The organism is Streptomyces sp. NBC_00028 (genome assembly GCF_045041065.1).
Classification (GTDB): Bacteria; Actinomycetota; Actinomycetes; order Streptomycetales; family Streptomycetaceae; genus Streptomyces.
Genome location: NZ_CP108293.1, coordinates 918,704 through 935,897, shown reverse-complemented (window position 1 = coordinate 935,897; position 17,194 = coordinate 918,704). Strand labels below are relative to the sequence as shown.

At 71.3% G+C, this 17,194-nt stretch carries 15 protein-coding genes; 5 read left to right on the top strand and 10 right to left on the bottom strand.

What is annotated here, in order from left to right:
- The first annotated feature begins 87 nt into the window (after window positions 1-87).
- Window positions 88-1,818: an amylo-alpha-1,6-glucosidase gene (locus tag OG885_RS04110; RefSeq protein WP_405726104.1), complete on the top strand. Its 1,731-nt coding sequence runs from the start codon at window positions 88-90 to the stop codon at window positions 1,816-1,818.
- A 40-nt stretch (window positions 1,819-1,858) separates the two neighbouring features.
- Here the strand turns inward: OG885_RS04110 and OG885_RS04105 are convergent, their stop codons facing one another.
- Window positions 1,859-1,990: a hypothetical protein gene (locus OG885_RS04105; protein WP_405726101.1), complete on the bottom strand. Its 132-nt coding sequence runs from the start codon at window positions 1,988-1,990 to the stop codon at window positions 1,859-1,861.
- Between the two features lie 252 nt (window positions 1,991-2,242).
- On the opposite strand from OG885_RS04105, the gene OG885_RS04100 reads away from it, so the two are divergent.
- The gene (locus OG885_RS04100) at window positions 2,243-3,766 is read left to right on the top strand and encodes a methionine--tRNA ligase (protein ID WP_405726098.1); all 1,524 of its coding nucleotides are present in this window, start codon (window positions 2,243-2,245) and stop codon (window positions 3,764-3,766) included.
- 2 nt (window positions 3,767-3,768) lie between these two features.
- Here OG885_RS04100 and OG885_RS04095 read toward each other — a convergent pair whose 3' ends face one another.
- From OG885_RS04095 to OG885_RS04075, 5 genes are read right to left on the bottom strand one after another with little or no spacing between them, the layout of a single operon-like run.
- Window positions 3,769-5,019 (bottom strand): glucarate dehydratase family protein, encoded by a 1,251-nt coding sequence (locus OG885_RS04095; protein ID WP_405726095.1) that lies wholly within the window; start codon window positions 5,017-5,019, stop codon window positions 3,769-3,771.
- A complete protein-coding gene (locus OG885_RS04090; RefSeq protein WP_405726092.1) occupies window positions 5,016-5,924 on the bottom strand; it encodes a 5-dehydro-4-deoxyglucarate dehydratase in 909 nt (302 codons plus the stop codon). The genes OG885_RS04095 and OG885_RS04090 overlap by 4 nt, the downstream gene beginning before the upstream one ends.
- Window positions 5,925-5,948: 24 nt before the next feature.
- The gene (locus tag OG885_RS04085) at window positions 5,949-6,893 is read right to left on the bottom strand and encodes a carbohydrate ABC transporter permease (RefSeq protein WP_405726089.1); all 945 of its coding nucleotides are present in this window, start codon (window positions 6,891-6,893) and stop codon (window positions 5,949-5,951) included.
- Window positions 6,890-7,795 (bottom strand): carbohydrate ABC transporter permease, encoded by a 906-nt coding sequence (locus OG885_RS04080; RefSeq protein WP_405726086.1) that lies wholly within the window; start codon window positions 7,793-7,795, stop codon window positions 6,890-6,892. The genes OG885_RS04085 and OG885_RS04080 overlap by 4 nt, the downstream gene beginning before the upstream one ends.
- Window positions 7,792-9,120 (bottom strand): sugar ABC transporter substrate-binding protein, encoded by a 1,329-nt coding sequence (locus OG885_RS04075; RefSeq protein ID WP_405726083.1) that lies wholly within the window; start codon window positions 9,118-9,120, stop codon window positions 7,792-7,794. Before OG885_RS04075 ends, OG885_RS04080 begins: the two co-directional genes overlap by 4 nt.
- A gap of 191 nt (window positions 9,121-9,311) precedes the next feature.
- Here OG885_RS04075 and OG885_RS04070 point away from each other — a divergent pair, with 191 nt between their 5' ends.
- Complete coding sequence (locus tag OG885_RS04070; RefSeq protein WP_405726080.1) at window positions 9,312-9,827, top strand: hypothetical protein; 516 nt, start codon at window positions 9,312-9,314, stop codon at window positions 9,825-9,827.
- A gap of 12 nt (window positions 9,828-9,839) precedes the next feature.
- Here OG885_RS04070 and OG885_RS04065 read toward each other — a convergent pair whose 3' ends face one another.
- From OG885_RS04065 to OG885_RS04050, 4 genes are all read right to left on the bottom strand, one after another.
- Window positions 9,840-10,403, bottom strand: a complete 564-nt coding sequence (locus OG885_RS04065; protein ID WP_405726077.1) for a hemerythrin domain-containing protein — start codon at window positions 10,401-10,403, stop codon at window positions 9,840-9,842.
- A 118-nt stretch (window positions 10,404-10,521) separates the two neighbouring features.
- Window positions 10,522-11,700, bottom strand: coding sequence for an alanine--tRNA ligase-related protein (locus OG885_RS04060; RefSeq protein ID WP_405726074.1), 1,179 nt, complete (start codon window positions 11,698-11,700; stop codon window positions 10,522-10,524).
- Window positions 11,701-11,884: 184 nt separating this feature from the next.
- Entirely contained in the window at window positions 11,885-12,607 is a 723-nt protein-coding gene (locus OG885_RS04055) for a response regulator (RefSeq protein WP_405726071.1), read from the bottom strand.
- A complete protein-coding gene (locus OG885_RS04050; protein WP_405726068.1) occupies window positions 12,592-13,902 on the bottom strand; it encodes a sensor histidine kinase in 1,311 nt (436 codons plus the stop codon). Before OG885_RS04050 ends, OG885_RS04055 begins: the two co-directional genes overlap by 16 nt.
- Before the next feature lie 222 nt (window positions 13,903-14,124).
- Here OG885_RS04050 and OG885_RS04045 point away from each other — a divergent pair, with 222 nt between their 5' ends.
- Both OG885_RS04045 and OG885_RS04040 read left to right on the top strand, forming a co-directional pair.
- The gene (locus OG885_RS04045; protein WP_399955386.1) at window positions 14,125-14,817 is read left to right on the top strand and encodes an ABC transporter ATP-binding protein; all 693 of its coding nucleotides are present in this window, start codon (window positions 14,125-14,127) and stop codon (window positions 14,815-14,817) included.
- Window positions 14,814-17,150, top strand: a complete 2,337-nt coding sequence (locus OG885_RS04040) for an ABC transporter permease (RefSeq protein ID WP_405726064.1) — start codon at window positions 14,814-14,816, stop codon at window positions 17,148-17,150. The genes OG885_RS04045 and OG885_RS04040 overlap by 4 nt, the downstream gene beginning before the upstream one ends.
- Window positions 17,151-17,194: the final 44 nt, after the last annotated feature.

The window sequence follows — 17,194 nt, the reverse complement described above, 5'->3', positions numbered from 1 at the left end:
CCGCACGCGCTTGCCAAAGACACGCCCTTGCCGAAGACATGCCCTCGCTGAAGAAACGCCCTTGCTGAAGAAACGAGTAGCCCCTTCATGACCGTCGCCCGAACCGGCCCGGCCTTCTCCCTCTCCGACATCCCTTTCAGCACGTACGGATCCTGGTTCGACATCTCGCCCGTCGTGGCCGAGAAGACGTACGCCGACGATCTCCACCTCGTCTCGCACCAGAACGGCATGCACGCCGTCCTGCGTCTGGCCCCCCTGACACAGGGCGAGCGGGCCCGGACCACCTGGCAGGCCACCCCCGGACTCCTCACCTGGGCGGGCGAACAGGGCCACGTCGATCTCGCCTACGAGTCGCCCGACACCGTACGGCTGCGGGGCAGCGGCCTGGACATGGGGGTGTTCGCCGCGGCGCGGGCCCTGACCCCGTTCAGCGGCACGTACTTCTTCCACGACCCCGCGGCGGACGCGTATGTGTTCACGTCGTACGAGACCGGACGCCGGTACCGCGTCACCGTGCTGTCCGGCACGATCACGGACACCACCGGGGACCAGGTCCTGGGCAGCGACGACCGCGGTCTCACCGTGGGCGGCGAGGGGTACGGCGGCTGGGAGATCGCGGTCGAGGAACTCGACACCGCCCGCCCGCCGTACACGGCCTCGACCGCCTTCGACGACGTCGTGGAGTCCGCGCGAGACGCCTTCGCCGACTTCGTCGACGCGGTGGCCCCCTGGCGATCGGCCGACACCCCGGCCGCCGAACTCGCCGCATACGTCATCTGGTCGGCGACCGTCCGCCCGGCCGGTCTGGTCACCCGGCCCGGCGTGCTGATGTCCAAGCACTGGATGGACAAGGTGTGGAGCTGGGACCACTGCTTCAACGCCCTCGCCCTGGCGCCGGGTTGTCCCGAGCTCGGTCTCGACCAGTTCCAGCTGCCGTTCGACCACCAGGACGGCAGCGGAGCCCTGCCCGACTCGGTCACCCACTCCGAGGTGCTCCACAACTTCGTCAAACCGCCCATCCACGGCTGGGCCTTCGGCCACCTTCGCCGCCGCCTGCCGACGCCGCCGAGCCGGGCCGAACTGGCCGAGGTCTACGAGCGGTTGGAGCGCTGGACCGACTTCTGGCTCACCGCCCGCCGCGCCCCCGGCACCGCACTGCCGTACTACCAGCACGGCAACGACAGCGGCTGGGACAACGCCACCACCTTCGACCCCGAGCGGGTGGTCGTCACCGCCGACCTGGCCGCCTTCCTGATCCTCCAGATGCGTGAACTCGCCGCCCTCGCAGCGGAGTTGGACGAACATGACGACGTACTCCGGTGGACCGGGGCGGCCGAGGAGATGCAGGCCACGCTCCTGGAGCAGCTCTGGACCGGCGACCGGTTCGTCACCCGGGGCGCCGCCTCGGGGGACACCTGGAGCACCGCCAGTCTCCTCGACCTGATGCCCGTCGTGCTGGGCGAGCATCTGCCCGCGGAGATCGGCAGTACGCTGGCCGACCACATCAAGGCCCACCTCACGCCGTACGGCCTGGCCACCGAGCTCACCACCTCCCCGCACTACCTCGCCGACGGCTACTGGCGCGGCCCCATCTGGGCCCCCGCCACCATCCTCATCGAGGACGGTCTGCGCCGCGCCGGCCATCACCGGCTCGCCGACGACATCAGCGCCCGCTTCCGCACCCTCTGCGAGACGCACGGCTTCGCCGAGAACTTCGACGCCGTCACCGGAACGGGCCTGCGGGACCGCGCCTACACCTGGACCGCAGCCAGCTATCTGCTGCTGGCCGAGGCGCACACCCACAGAGACGGCCACTGACCGGCCGTCTCCCGCACGTCAGCAGCTGACGGGGATGAGGTCAGACGAGCTCGACCGGATAGAGCTCGGTGCGGGCGATCGCCGCGTCGCGCTCGTCCGCCAGAGCCGTTCGGCGCGGGTCGGCCATGAAGTCCTCGTATCCGGCCCGCGCGGCGAACTCGATCAACTGCACCTCGTCCGGCCTGCCGTCGGCCCCGTCAGCACGCGCCCGCTGGCGATCGACCCTAGGGGACGCGCAGAACAAAGCAGATGCCCGCCGCCGGATCCGCTTGCTACGCTCGCCCCATGATCACGCCTTCGACTCAGCACCGGATGATGCCCCCGCACTGGGGCTGCTGAGCACGGACGCGTACCGAATCCGAGGCCCCGGGACGGGGCCTCGTCGCGTTGTGCGGAGCAGGTCCCGGTACCGGCGGGAGGACCGATGACCGCATCACGCCACTACATCACCACGACCATTCCGTACGTCAACGCCCGCCCGCACCTGGGCTTCGCCCTGGAGCTGGTGCAGGCCGACACACTCGCCCGGCATCGACGCGGGCGGGGCGACGATGTGCGCCTGTTGAGCGGTACCGACGACAACTCGCTCAAGAACGTGCTTGCCGCGGAGGCAGAGGGCGTCGGTGTGCGGGAGTTCGTGGACCGCAACGCCGACGCGTTCGCCGCCCTGCGCGACCCGCTGGCGCTCTCCTTCGACGACTTCATCCGCACCAGCAGCGACCCCCGGCACCGTGCGGGAGTGGAACGGCTGTGGCGCCGGTGCGCGGCGGCCGGCGACCTGTACCGCAAGGAGTACGAGGGGCTGTACTGCGTGGGCTGCGAGCAGTTCTACACGCCGGACGAACTGGTCGACGGGCGCTGCGTCGAACACGGCACCGAGCCGCAGCGCGTCGCCGAGGAGAACTGGTTCTTCAGACTCTCCCGCCATGCCGACCGGCTCCGCGATCTGATCACCAGCGGCGGGCTGCGCATCGAGCCCGCCGCCCGCCGCAACGAGGTCCTCGCGCTCATCGACAGCGGCCTGCACGACTTCTCCGTCTCCCGCTCCCACACCCGCGCCCGCGGCTGGGGCATCCCCGTCCCCGACGACCCCCAGCAGGTCGTCTACGTCTGGTGGGACGCCCTCGGCAACTACGTCACCAGCCTCGGCTACGGCACCGACGACCCCGCGTACGCGCGATGGTGGGCCGCCGGGGACCGCCGCGTCCACCTCGTCGGCAAGGGCGTCGTACGGTTCCACGCCGTGTACTGGCCGGCCATGCTGCTGTCGGCGGGCCTGCCGCTGCCGACCGACATCCTCGTCCACGACTACCTCACCGTCGCCGGACGGAAGATCAGCAAGTCCGGAAACGGGACCACCGTCGACCCGGTCGCCCTGACCACCGCGTACGGCACCGACGCGGTGCGGTGGTGGCTGCTGCGTGACGTACCCCGGGTCGGGGACGCCGACTTCACCGTCGAGCGGCTGACCGCCCGCGCCGACGCCGACTTCGCCGGGGGCCTCGGGAACCTGGTCCACCGGATCGTGACCATGGTCCACCGCTATCGCGACGGGACCGTACCGGCGCTCGGCACCGACCGGTTCGCGGTGACGCCACTGCTCGACGTGTGCCGGGCGGCACCCGGACGGATCGACACCGCGCTGGCCGACTTCGACTTCCGGCGGGCCGTCGACGCCGCCTGGGACATCGTGGAAGAGGCCAACCGCTGTATCGACACCACCCGGCCCTGGGAACTGGCCCGGGCGGAACGGCAGGGCAACACCGACGCGGGAGAACGCCTGGACGCGGTGCTCGCCGCGCTGGTCGGGGCGTGCCGGGTCCTGGGCGACGAACTGCGGCCCTTCGTCCCGGAAGCGGCGGAACGCATCGCCCGCCAGGTCACCCCCGTCGACGGCACGCTCCCGGAGGCGGAACCACTGTTCGTGCGCCTCCAGGAGCGGACCTGACGTCACCAGCGCGGCAGCATCGACTCGTAGGACGGGTCGAAGCGTCGCATGTAGCCGGTGTCGTCACGGGTGCGCACACCGGAGTCCACGTACAGGCGGTGGAGCCGGTCCAGGGCGTCGTGGTCGAGCTCGACGCCCAGGCCGGGGCCGGTGGGGACCTTCACCTCGCCGTCCCGCAGCTCCAGCACGCCGGGGCGGATGACGTCGTCGGCGGAGTTCCACGGGTAGTGCGTGTCGCAGGAGTGGTCGAGGTGGGGGATGGCCGCGGCGACATGCGTCATGGCGGCCAGGCTGATGCCCAGGTGGGAGTTGGAGTGCATGGACAGGGCGATGCCGAACGCCTCGCAGACGGCGGCGAGTTCACGGGTGCGGCGCAGGCCGCCCCAGTAGTGGTGGTCGGTGAGGAGGACCTGGATCGCGTTCTGCTCGATCGCGGGCCGAAGATGCTCCCAGGCGATCACACACATGTTCGTCGCGAGGGGGAGTGGCGAGTCCGCCGCCACCGCCGCCATGCCCTCGATGCCCTTGGTCGGGTCCTCCAAGTACTCGAGTACGCCGTCCAGTTCGCGGGCGACGTATCGCGACGTCTCCGGCGTCCAGGCCGTGTTGGGGTCCAGGCGCAGCGGCCGGCCGGGGAACGCCTCCGCGAGTGCCCTGATCGCGGCGATCTCCTCGTCGGGCGGGAAGACGCCGCCCTTGAGCTTGAACGAGCTGAAGCCGTACCGCTGTTGCATCAGCCGGGCCTGCTCGACGATCCCGGCGGGGTCGAGGGCCTCGCCCCAGTCGTCGCCGATCGCCGCCCGGCCGTCGAGCGCCGGGTGCTCCGCCCACTTGTAGAAGAGGTACGCCGCGAAGGGTACGGTGTCACGGACCGTGCCGCCGAGCAGGTCGCTGACCGGGCGGCCGAGCAGCTTGCCCTGTGCGTCCAGGCACGCCACCTCCACGGCGGAGGTGGTCCAGCCGCGCTCATGGGAGCTCGGCACGGTGGGCAGGAGGGCCGCGTCGATCGCCGCCGCGATGGACGTCGTGTCGAAGATGTCCATGCCCGGGACCGCCTTCGCGGCGGCCTCAAGTCGTTCCAGGCGGGCCGTGCCGCCCGGCGACTCGCCGAGGCCCACCGTGCCGTCTTCCAGGACGAGTTGGAGGATGACTCGGAGGGCCAGCGGCTCGTGGACGCCGTTGGAGTTCAGCAGCGGCGGGTCGCGGAAGGCGATCGGGGTGACGATCAGCTCCCTGATCCGGGTGGGGTTCATGCGTGGACCACCTCCAGGCCGTGGTCGATGAGCTTCGCGAGGCGGGCCACATGGTCGGGGGTGGGGTCGACGAGGGGTGCGCGGACGCCTCCGACATCCAGGCCGCGGTGTGTCACCCCGGCCTTGACCAGGGACACCGCGTATCCGGGTACCTCGTCGCGCAGGCGGACGAGCGGGCCGTAGAACTCGTCGAGGAGCCTGTCGAGCAGGGACCGGTTGCCCTCGGCGAGCGCGCCGTGGAAGGCCAGGGCGATCTCGGGGGCGAAGGCGAACACCGCCGAGGAGTACAGGTCGACGCCGATGCCCTGGTAGGCGGGCGCGGTCATCTCGGCTGTGGGCAGGCCGTTGAAGAACTGGAAGTCCCGGCCCTCGGGCACCGCGCGCACCGCCCGGACGATGCGGTGCATCCGCTCGATGTCACCGAGGCCGTCCTTGAGGCCGACGACCCTCGGCAGGGACGCGATCTCGGCTGCCGTCTCCTCCGTCAGCCGGGCGGTGCCCCGCTGATAGAAGATCACCGGGAGGTCGGTGGCGGCGGTGACCTCCTCGACGTACCGCACCAGGCCCCGCTGAGGGGCCGTCACCAGATAGGGCGGCAGCAGCAGAATGCCGTCGGCGCCCGCGCGGGCCACCCGCTCGGCCTGGTCCCGGGCGACCGGTGTCGGACCGCCCGCCGCGGCGAGGACGGGCACCCGGCCCCCGGTCGTCTCGACCGCGACCCGGGTCGCCCGCTCCAGCTCGTCGGACGTCAGCGCGTGGAACTCGCCGGTGCCGCAGGCGACGAACACGCCGCCCGCGCCCGCCGAGACACCCGACTCGATGTGCCGGGCGAGTCGTTCCTCGTCCAGTGACCCGTCCGCGGCGAACGGGGTCACCGGGAAGAACAGCACTCCTTGGAACTTCATGTCTCCCTCGTAACTACGGTGTGCTCAGCCCTTGGTGGCACCGGCGGCGATGCCGGTGACCAGCGAGCGCTGGAGGAGCAGATAGACGATCAGGCTGGGTATCAGGGCGATGACCGCACCGGCGAGGACCACCCCGGAGCCGACCTCGGGGTCGGTGCGCAGGACGGACAGGGCGACGGTGACCGTGTAGTCGGTGGGGTCCTTGGCGGCGATCAGGGGCAGCAGGTACTGGTCCCAGATCATGATGAAACCGAGCACGCCCGCCACGCCGAGGGCGGGCTTGCACAGCGGCAGGACGACCTGCCAGAGCATCCGCAGCTCACCGACACCGTCGAGACGGGCCGCCTCCTCGATCTCGGTGGGGATGTCCCGCATGAACTCGGTCAGCATCATCACCGAGAAGCCCCAGGCGCCCAGCGGCAGGATGACACCCCACACCGTGCCCTTGAGATCCAGGTGGACGACGGGGACATCACCGAGGACCAGGGACAGCGGGATGGCGATGACCTCCTCGGGGAGCATCAGCGTCATCATGAACAGCATCATGATCAGCGCCTGGCCGCGGAACCGGTGCCGGGCCAGCGCGTACGCGGCGAGCGTGCACACCACGAGCTGGAGCAGCAGCCCGCCGCCCGCTATGACCAGCGAGTTGCCGAGGTAGTCCCAGATGCCGCGCTCGCCCGCCACCGTGAAGTTGGTCAGCGTGCTGTCGTGCGGCAGGAACGACAGCGAGGAGCCGCTGGGGTTGGTGGTGAAGGCGCCCGAGAAGATCGTCAGGAAGGGCGCGGCGAAGATGCCGAGGGCGAGCAGACAGAGCAGGACGCGCAGAACCCAGGCGGGACCGGGCCTGTCGTTCCAGCCGAGGGCGGTGTCGAAGCGGGCCGGGGTGGCCCGCTGCGCCTTGGAGCTCCGTCCGGCCGGGGTGTCAGGGGCCGCCGGCCGGACGGGGTCGATCGCGGGGGCGCTCATCGCGCTTCTCCCCTCTTGCGGAGGTGGTTGACCAGGACGGTGAGCATCAGCGTCACGCACAGCAGCACGACGGAGGCCGCGGAGGCGCCGCCGATGTCGTTGCGGGTGAAGCCGAGGGTGTAGGCGCGGGTCATCCAGACGTCCGTCGACCCGGCGGGGCCGCCGCCGGTGAGGACGTAGACCTCGGTGAAGACGCGCAGCCCGCGGATGGTGGCGAGGGTGAGCACGATCATCAGGGCGGGCCGGATCGCGGGCAGCGTGACGTACCGCAGCCGCTGCCACAGCGAGACGCCGTCCATCGCCGCCGCCTCGTACAGCGAGCGGTCGACGCCCGCGAGGCCGGCGAGGAAGATCACCATGTTGTACGGGGCCCAGATCCAGATGCCCATCACCATCGTGGAGTAGAGCGCGATGTTCGGGTTGTCGAGGAACTGGACGGTGCCGAGGCCGAAGAAGTGCAGTCCGCTGTTGAGCAGGCCGTCGGAGGTCGGGTAGTACAGGAGCCGCCACAGCTCGCCGACGACCGCGGTGGCGGTGACGGCGGGCAGGAAGACGGCGGTCCGCAGGATCTTCAGCGAGCGGGCCTGGCCCTCCAGGAGCAGGGCGAGGGCGAACCCGAGCAGGATCGCGCCGACCGCCTGGCCGAGCCCCAGGATCAGGGTGTGCCCGATGGCGTCCTGGAAGCGGTGGTCGGTCAGGACCCGGGTGTAGTTGTCGAGGCCGATCCACCGGTCGCCGAGGAAGGGCCGTACGTCGAAGAAGCTGAGCCAGATGCCCTTGGCCATCGGCCAGAACTTGAAGACCAGGGCGAGCAGCAGTCCGGGGGCCAGGAACAGCCACGGGATCACGGCCCGCCGGTCGAAGGCCCTGCGTGCCGCGGGCGGGGTCACGGTAGCGGTCATTTCAGCAGGTCCTGGTCCTTGAGGTCGCCGGCGAGGGTCTCGTTGAGCTCCTTCAGCTGGGAGCGGACGTCACCGCCGCAGTAGGTGAAGATCGAGTTGAGGGCGTCGGCGGTGTCCTGCTTGATCGGCGCGAAGTCCGGGGCGTTGGGGAACTGCTCGGAGGCGTCTTCGTAGGCCTTCTGCACCACGCTCCAGCGGGCGTCGCCGCGGACCTTCGCCGCGTCCAGGGTGGAGTTCACCGGGATGCGGACCACGGGCTGGTTCTTGCCGGTCATGGCCAGCTTCTGGCCCTGCGGCGAGATCAGGAACGCGGCGAGTGCCTGCTCCTGCTTCGTCTTGCCGGTCTTGGCGCCGAAGTAGATGTTCTCGCCATCCGCGAGGACATCACCGCTCGCGGGCCCGGCCGGGGCCGGGACGACCTCGTACTTGTCCTTGCCGAGGGTCGTGTCGTAGGTGGCGATGTTGTACGGGCCGGTCAGGTACATCCCGGCGTTGCCGTCCTGGAAGTTGGTGGCCGTGCCGGTGATCGCGGTGACGGCGCCGGGCTGGATGACAGCGTTGTCACCGCAGAACAGGTTGTCCTTCAGCCAGGTCACGGTCTGCACGGCGGCCGTCGAGTCCATGGCCGGGGTGTAGGTGCCCTTGCCGTCCGGCTCGATGATCTGCGCGCCGCCCTGCCAGAGGAAGCTCGCGCCCCACCAGGCGGCGTAACCGTTCTGGGCGCTGCCGGGCACGACCATGCCGTAGGTGTCGGCCTTGCCGTCGCCGTCCGGGTCGCGGGTGGCGAAGGCCTTGGCGACGCTGAGCATCTCCTGCCAGGTCGTGGGCGCCTCGAGGCCCAGCTTCTTGAGCCAGTCCGTGCGGATCATCAGGGTCTGGGCCTGGCGGGAGTACGGGATGCCGTAGTGCTTGCCGTCGACGCCTACGGTGGACGACCAGGTCTTGTCGGTGATCTGGTCGCCGCCCGTGATCGAGGCGCGGTCGATGGGCTTGAGCAGGCCCTGGCGCTGGTAACTGCCCATCAGGGCCGTGTCGTTGATCATGACGTCCGGCAGGTCCTTGGTGGACGCGCGGCTCTGGAGCTGCTGGTCGAAGTTGATGACCGGCTGGTAGTCGATCTTTATCCCGGTCTTCTTGGTGAAGGCGGTGAAAACGCGCTCGTAGGTGGCGGCGGGGTCCGGGTTGCTCCGGGTCCACACCTCCAGCGTGTTCGGATCGCCGCTGCCCGCGCTGTCGGAACCGGCTCCGCAGGCGGCGGCCCCGAACCCGAGCGCCGTGACGGCGAGCACGGCGGCCAGGCGGCGACTTCGTCGGCGATCGCCCATGAACTGTCTCCGTTCATATCCGTGAACTGGCTTCACGAATCTAAATGATCGCCCAAGCTACGAATCGTTTCATTCGTATGTCAAGACATGGGCTGGAGATTTCACGGAGGTCACAACTTCCCCGTGGCGTCGCCGCGCGGGCTACCGTTTCCGCACCCCCCCACACACACGGCAGTTCGGACGGTCCCGCAGTGCAGGCAGATCTCTCCCCGGTCATCGCGGCGACCGCCCAGTGGCTGACCCGCGCCTATCCCGCGCCGGGCGGCGCTCTGGCCTCGGCGCTGTGCGAGGCGCAGGCGCGGCAGGCCGTCACGGTGGCGGCATGGCTGTGCTACCCGACGTCGATGGACGCCGGGCTGGTCGAGCTGGCGGGACCGGGTGGTTCGGCGCGGCTCGACGGGGTCGCCGGCGCGGGGCCGTACCGGGAGGAGGACGCCTGGCGTACCTGGGTGGACGAGGTCGTCGCGAGCTGGGCCGCCTGTCTGCTCGCCGACCCGGAGCTGGCCCGGCTCGCCGCGGCCGCGGTCGGGGAGGGGGAGCACCTGGCCGGGGCGCCGGTGGAGTTCAGGCGGCTGGTCGCGCCGGACGGGCGCGACCAGGGGGCGGCGGCTCTGCTGCGCCATCCCGACCTGGTCGCGCCCGTGGCGGAACTGCATCGTGCGCGGCTCCTGGACGTTCTCGACCAACGAGAGCCGCTGGTCGCCTGAGGAAGGTTGGGGTCAGTCCTCCTTGCCGCGGCCCGTCAGCGCGTCGCGCATCCGGTCGACGAGACCCAGGCCCGGCGCGAGCAGCTTGTTCGCCGGGGGCTCGCTCGGGGTGGACGGGTGCGGCCGGGTCGGCGCCACCTTCTTGGCCATACGGATCTTCTCGCCCAGCTCGTCCAGCCGCTCCGCGGGGCAGACCGCGCGGAGCTGGGGGAAGAGGTTCTCCTCCTCGTCGGCGATGTGCGAGCGCACCTCGGTCATCAGCTCGCCGACGATCCGGTCGAACTCCGGATCGTCCGCCTCACAGGACTCAAGGTCCTTCATGAGCTGCTCCGCCTTGGAGTGGTCCTCGATCTCCCGGTCGGCGAGGGTGTTCCCGTTCGCCAGATGTTCCCGCACGGCGGGGTACAGATAGGCCTCCTCGGCTACCGAGTGCCGGACCAGCTCGATGGTGGCCTGGTCGGCATGGACCTTGCGGTTCTTGTCACCGGGGGGCAGCGCCTCGATGCGACCGAAGAACTCCTCGACCTCGCGGTGATCGGCGACCAGCTCGTCGATCACGTTTCCACCGTGCCCCATGCTCTCCACCTCCGACTGGACCGGGCGACTCCGGAAGGGAAGCCGCCGCGGCCCCCGAGTGCCCCGGCCGCACGAGGGTTAACGCGGCCGGGACCTGGTCACGATCATGTACGGCGGCTCACCGGCGCAGGCTCCGCATTCCGACGACGAGATCGCGGGGCAGGCCGTGGGTGTCGTGGAGGTAGTGGTAGTCCTCCTCCGTCAGCCGCCCCCGGTACCGCGGCTGGGAGAGGACACGGTGGCCCCGGTCGAGCAGCTTGCCGAAGCGGTCCTCTTCGTCCAGGAGGACGCCGAGGACCGGGTCGGTGCCGCCGGACAGCCGGAAGTGGTCCAGGGTGTGCTCGACGAGCTCCCGCGGCAGGTCGGAGAGGGTGCGGGTGGGGTCCCGCTGCCAGAGGGTGGTGAGCAGCCGGCGGACGAGGCGGCGCAGGACGTAGCCGCGTCCGGTGTTGGTCGGCCGTACGCCCTCGCCGATGACGACGACGCCGGAGCGCAGATGGTCGCAGACGACGCGGAACGACGGCTCGTCCAGGTCCCACAGGCGCGGGAGCAGCCGTGTCCAGGGTTCGAACAGATCCGTCTCGTAGACCGAGTCACGGCCCTGGAGGACGGTCAGCAGACGCTCCAGGCCCATGCCCGTGTCGATGTTCGGCTGGGAGAGCGGGGTGAGGCTGCCGTCCTCGTGACGGCGGTAGCGCATGCTGACGTGGTTCCAGACCTCCACCCAGCGCGGATCGGTGGTCGGCGTGCCCTCCGGCGGAGTGTCGTCGCCGCCCGTCCAGACGAAGATCTCCGAGTCGGGACCGCACGGCCCGACGGGACCGTTGGACCACCAGTTGTCCTCCACCGTCGGCTCCACCGGCACCCCCGACTCCTCCCAGGTGCACAGCGATTCGGTGTCCGGGCCGACCTGGTCGTCGCCGCCGAAGACGGTCACGTACAACTGCCCCTCGGGGATGCCGAATCCGTCGCGCAGCAGCTCGAACCCCCAGCGCAGGCTCTGTGAATGGCCGTAGTCGCCCAGCGACCACGAGCCGAGCATCTCGAAGACCGTCAGATGCGTGGAGTCCCCGACCTCGTCGAGGTCGGTGGTGCGCAGACAGCGCTGGACGTTGACCAGGCGCCGGCCCCGCGGGTGCGGGCGGCCCTCCAGGTACGGGGTGAGGGGGTGCATGCCGGACGTGGTGAACAGCACCGGGTCCGAAGGGGGCGGGAGCAGGGTGCTGCCGGTGATCAGGTGGTGGCCGCGCTCGACGTAGAAGTCGGTGAAGGTGCGCAGGGTCCGGTCCGTGTCCATGACGGTCTTCCTTCGGGTCGGGCGACCGGAAAGAACCGCGACGGGGCGCAGGGAGGTGGAGCCCACTGCACCGGCGGTCCGTTTCCGGCCGCCGGGGAGTGGAGTGGTGAGGTCAGACGGTGGCAGCCGGGGAGCTGGTCGCTCGCGCGGCTGCGGTGTGAGTGTGCTGGGTGACCTCCATGGGTCAACGGTAACGATCGACGTCCGGCACGTCTTCCGGATTTCCCGGGGTGATCAGCCCCGACTCGTAGGCGAGGACGACCGCCTGGACCCGGTCGCGCAGGTCCAGCTTCGACAGGATGCGGCCGATGTGCGTCTTCACCGTGGTGGGGCTGAGGAAGAGGCGCTCCGCGAGTTCGGCGTTGCTCAGGCCGGTGGCGAGCAGGCGCAGCACCTCCAGCTCGCGCGGGGTGAGGCCGGAGAGGTCGCGGTGCAGGGGAGGGGCCGGGCGGGGCTCCTCACGCTGGGCGAACCGCTCGATCAGCCGGCGGGTGATCGCCGGTGCGAGCAGGGCGTCGCCGGACTGCACCAGACGGACGGAGGCGACCAGGTGCTCGGGGGTGACGTCCTTGAGCAGGAAGCCGGAGGCGCCCGCGGTGAGCGCCGCGTACACATAGTGGTCGAGGTCGTAGGTGGTGAGGATGAGGACGCGGGTGCCCTCGGCCGCGTCGTCGGCGAGGATGCGCCGGGTGGCCTCGATGCCGTCCATGCCGGGCATCCGGATGTCCATCAGCACCACGTCGGGGCGGGTGCGCCGGACCGCGGCGACCGCCTCGGCGCCGTCGGCGGCCTCGGCGGTCACCTCGATGCCGTCGGCGGCGAGGATCATGCCGAAGCCGGTGCGTACGAGGGCCTGGTCGTCGGCGATGACGGCGCGCAGCGCCGGCCCGCTCACGCCGTCCGCCACGGGATGCCGGCTCGGACGCGGTAGCCTCCGGCCGGCGTCGGACCGGCCGTCACCTCACCGCCGTAGACGGCGAGCCGCTCGCGCAGCCCGATCAGCCCGCGGCCGTTGCCGTCCGCCGGCGGGGCGTCGCGGACGGCGCCGGTGTCGACCACCTCGATCTCCAGCCGGTCGCCGGTGTAGCCGATCGTGACGGAGGCCTCCGCGCCGGGCGCGTGCTTGATCGTGTTGGTCAATGCCTCCTGCACCACGCGGTACGCCGTCAGGTCGACGCCGGGCATGAGGGGTTCGGGCGGCAGGGAGACCGCGACGCCGACCGGTGTACCGGCGGCCCGCACGCGGACGATCAGCGCGTCGAGCTGTGCGAGCCCCGGCTGCGGCTCCAGCGCCTCGGGCTGGTCCGGGTCCGGAGCCGCCAACAGCCCCATGACATGCCGTAGTTCGGCCATCGCGGCCCTGCCGCCCGCCTCCACGGCCAGCAGCGCCTCCTTCGACCGCTCCGGCGCCGCGTCCATCACCTTGCGTGCCGCCCCCGCCTGGATCACCATCACGCTCACATTGTGGGTCACGACGTCGTGCAACTCGGCGGCTATGCGGGCCCGTTCCTCCTCCACCGCCCGGCGCGTCGCCTCCTCCTGGTCGCGCTCCAGGCGGGCCAGCCGCTCCCGCCCCGCCGCCAACTGCCGCTGCCACACCCGGGCCAGCCCGGCCAGCACCCCGGCGATCAGCAGCACCACCGCCGGACTCGACCAGCCCGGCAGGACGGGGTCGGTGTCCCGGAACGCCAGCCCGGCGAGGACCGCCGCGACGAACAGGCCGGCCAGCGACCCCGCCCGGTGCCTGCTGTACATGACGGCGCTGTACGCGCCGACGACACAGGTCAGCACATTGATCCAGGAGGCGTTGTCGCCGATGGCCAGGACCGCGGCCATCACCACGGCGAACACCAGGAACGGATACCGCCGCCGGAGGGCCAGCGGCAGCGCGGAGAGCACGACCAGGACGAAGGGCGGGGCGGCGGGCTCCTCCGCCACCATCCACCGGCCCGGTTCCGGCGGCCGGGGCGGGATCGGCGCGCCGGGGTCGACCGGCGCCACGTTGATCGGCCCGTCGCCGGGATAGCGCGCCGCGACGAACACCGCGACGGCGGTCAGCAGCACCGCCAGCACCACGTCCGCCCACACGGCCCGCCGGGACAACGGCTCCCGCCTCGGCTCCGGCCGCAGCGCCTGACGCAACTGCCGACGCCAACCACGCCCGTCCTCCGTGCGCTGTCGCGGCACGCCCTCCGTCTCCATCCGCACATTGTGCGACCCACTCCTCCCGGCCCGCGTCCGTCCCGACGACCACGGGACCGTCCCCGAGGCGTACTCCGCAGGGAGGACCCCGCACCCGGATCGTCCGCGCGAAGGGCGGCAAGTCGGTGCCCCGGCCGACGCGCCGCACCCGAGCCCGCCCCTACGTTCGCTGGGCCGGTGCACAGCACAGGCCCACTCCACTCACAAGGACGGACGACTCCCATGACTCAAGTGATCGAACTGGCGGGCGTGGCCAAGCGCTACGACAGTTCCGGCGCACCCGCGCTCGGACCGATCGACCTCGGTGTCGCCCAGGGCGAGGCCCTCGCCGTCACCGGCCCGTCCGGCAGCGGCAAGTCCACGCTGCTGAACCTCGTCGCGGGCCTGGACCGGCCGACCACCGGCACCGTGACCGTCGCCGGTGAGCGCGTCGACCAGCTGAGCGAGCACGCCTCGGCACGGTTCCGCCGCGAACGGATCGGTATGGTCTTCCAGTTCTTCAACCTGCTCGACGACCTCACCGTCGCCGACAACATCCAGCTCCCCGCCCAACTGACCGGCACCGCACGGCGCAAGGCCGCGGCCCGGGCCGGTGAGCTCATGGAGCTGCTGGGCATCCAGAAGCACGCCCGCGCCTACCCGGGCCGCCTGTCCGGCGGTGAGCGCCAACGGGTCGCGGTGGCACGGGCATTGGTGAACCGTCCCGCACTCCTCCTCGCCGACGAACCGACCGGCGCCCTCGACAGCGCCTCGGGCCATGACGTACGGGAACTGCTGGTGGACCTGCACCGGGGAGGGCAGACCATCGTGCTGGTCACCCATGACCCGGCCCTCGCCGAGGCGGTCGCGAGCCGCACCATCCATCTGGTCGACGGCCATCTCGCCCTCGACACCCAGGCGGAGGCGGTCCGATGAGCGCGCTGAGCCGCGTCGTACGGTCCGGGGTGGGCCGGCGGCGGGTGCAGACGATCGTCATCGCCCTCGCCACCATGATGGCCGTGGCCTCGGCCGTGGTCGCCGGATCGCTGATGGTCGCCTCCAACGCGCCCTTCGACCACGCCTTCGCCGCGCAGAACGGGGCGCACCTCGTCGCGCAGTTCGACCCGGCCAAGGCGAGCGCCGCCCAACTGAAGGCCACCGGACGGCTGGACGGGGTCACGGGGAGCGCGGGACCGTACCCCGTCACTACGATCCGTCCGGTGGACGAGGGAGGCGGCCACCTGCCGCCGGTGACGCTGGTGGGACGGTCCGCACCGGACACCGACGTCGACCGGCTGAACCTGAAGTCCGGCCGGTGGCCGACGAAGGCGGGCGAGGTCGTGCTCTCCAGCGAGTTCGACGGCCCGGCCCTCCGGCTCGGCGCCACGCTCAACACCTCGGACGCCGCGGACAGCACGGCCCTGACGGTCGTCGGTTTCGCCCACTCGGTCGGCGAGAGCGCCGACGCCTGGGCGACCCCCGCGCAGGTCACCTCACTCGCCTCCGACGAGACCCGGGTCAGCAGCCAGATGCTCTACCGCTTCGACTCCGCGGACACCAAGGCACAGCTCGCCGCCGACCGCCGCAAGCTCACCGCCGCCCTGCCCTCCGGCGCGCTGATGGGCACCGAGTCCTGGCTGGACACCAAGCGTGCCGCCGACCAGAACGCGGCGCCGACCATCCCCTTCCTCATGGCGTTCGGCGTCCTCGGCATCGTCATGTCGGTCATCATCGTCGGCAGCGTCATCAGCGGCGCCGTCGGCACCAGCCTGCGCAGGATCGGCATCCTCAAGGCCCTCGGCTTCACCCCGCGCGAGGTGGTGCGCGCCTACGTCGCCCAGGCGCTGGTCCCCGCCGGAGCCGGGATCGCGCTGGGCGTCGTACTGGGAAACCTGATGGCCATGCCGCTCCTGGAGGACACCGAGACGGTCTACGGGAGCGCGTCCCTGTCGGTGGCCTGGTGGGTGGACGTCCTGGTGGCCGGGGCCGCGCTGTTCGTCGTCGCGGTCGCCGCGCTGGTGCCCGCGCTGCGGGCCGGACGGCTGCCGACCGTGGAGGCGATCGCGGTCGGCCGGGCGCCGCGCACCGGGCGCGGGCAGTGGGCCCACCGGGCGGCGGGGCGGCTGCCGCTGCCGCGCGCGGTGACCTACGGCCTCGCCGGTCCCTTCGCGCATCCGGTGCGCACCCTCGCGATGCTGCTCGCGGTGGCCTTCGGCACCGTCGCGGCGACCTTCGCCCTCGGGCTGACCGCGTCCCTCAACGCGGTCGGGTCGGCCCAGGACCCGGAGGACCGCGCCCCGGTCACCGTGTTCACCGGTCAGGCCCGCTCCGGACCCGGCGGCGGTGGGACCGCCACGGCCGATCCGGCGCGGGTGGCCGCCGCCATCGCGCAGCAGTCGGGCACCGACACGTACTACGGCAGGACCCAGGCGGACGGCACCGCGGTCGGCGTCTCGGGTGCCGTGCAGGCGGTGCTCTACGACGGCGACCTGCGCTCCGCCTCCTACGAGATGATCTCCGGCCACTGGATCACCGGCCCCGGCCAGGTCGTGGTCTCCACCCACTTCCTGAACACCACCGAGACCGAGGTCGGCGACACGCTACGGGTGACGGTCGGCAAGCAGACGCGGACCCTGACGATCGTCGGTGAGGCCTTCGACACCTCCGACGACGGACTCCGCTTCCACGCGAGCCTCGCCGACTTCCCCGAAGCCGAGCCGCAGATGTTCCTCGTCGAACTCAAGTCGGGCGTCCAGGCCACGCAGTACGCCACCACGCTCGGCGAGACGGTGAGCGCGCTCGGCGGCGAGGCATTCGCCAACTCCTCTTCCCGGCAGGACAACCTGATCCTCGTCCTGGACGCGATGGCGGCGCTGCTCACCCTGATGCTGGTCTCCGTTGCCGGACTCGGCGTGCTCAACTCCGTCGTCCTCGACACCCGCGAACGCGTCCACGACCTGGGCGTGTGCAAGGCGCTCGGCATGTCACCCCGGCAGACCGTGAGCCTGGTGCTGGCCTCGGTGGCCGGGATCGGCGTGGTCGGCGGACTCATCGGGGTGCCACTCGGGTACGCGCTGCACGGGTACATCCTGCCGAAGATGGCGGAGACCGCCGACACCGGACTGCCGAAGGCCGTCCTCGACGTGTACGACACCCCGGAACTGCTCCTGCTCGGCTGCGCCGGCCTCCTCATCGCCGCACTAGGCGCGCTGCTCCCGGCGAGCTGGGCGGCGCGGGCCCGCACCGCGACGGCACTGCGCACGGAGTAGCCGAACAGAGCCCTCATCAGCACATTTTCATTACGACACCTCCA

Coding starts and splice junctions, on each gene's coding strand:
- OG885_RS04110 (WP_405726104.1), top strand. CDS start 88: ATGACCGTCGCCCGAACCGGCCCGGCCTTCTCCCTCTCCGACATCCCT.
- OG885_RS04100 (WP_405726098.1), top strand. CDS start 2,243: ATGACCGCATCACGCCACTACATCACCACGACCATTCCGTACGTCAAC.
- OG885_RS04095 (WP_405726095.1), bottom strand. CDS start 5,019: ATGAACCCCACCCGGATCAGGGAGCTGATCGTCACCCCGATCGCCTTC.
- OG885_RS04090 (WP_405726092.1), bottom strand. CDS start 5,924: ATGAAGTTCCAAGGAGTGCTGTTCTTCCCGGTGACCCCGTTCGCCGCG.
- OG885_RS04085 (WP_405726089.1), bottom strand. CDS start 6,893: ATGAGCGCCCCCGCGATCGACCCCGTCCGGCCGGCGGCCCCTGACACC.
- OG885_RS04080 (WP_405726086.1), bottom strand. CDS start 7,795: ATGACCGCTACCGTGACCCCGCCCGCGGCACGCAGGGCCTTCGACCGG.
- OG885_RS04075 (WP_405726083.1), bottom strand. CDS start 9,120: ATGGGCGATCGCCGACGAAGTCGCCGCCTGGCCGCCGTGCTCGCCGTC.
- OG885_RS04065 (WP_405726077.1), bottom strand. CDS start 10,403: ATGGGGCACGGTGGAAACGTGATCGACGAGCTGGTCGCCGATCACCGC.
- OG885_RS04060 (WP_405726074.1), bottom strand. CDS start 11,700: ATGGACACGGACCGGACCCTGCGCACCTTCACCGACTTCTACGTCGAG.
- OG885_RS04050 (WP_405726068.1), bottom strand. CDS start 13,902: ATGGAGACGGAGGGCGTGCCGCGACAGCGCACGGAGGACGGGCGTGGT.
- OG885_RS04045 (WP_399955386.1), top strand. CDS start 14,125: ATGACTCAAGTGATCGAACTGGCGGGCGTGGCCAAGCGCTACGACAGT.
- OG885_RS04040 (WP_405726064.1), top strand. CDS start 14,814: ATGAGCGCGCTGAGCCGCGTCGTACGGTCCGGGGTGGGCCGGCGGCGG.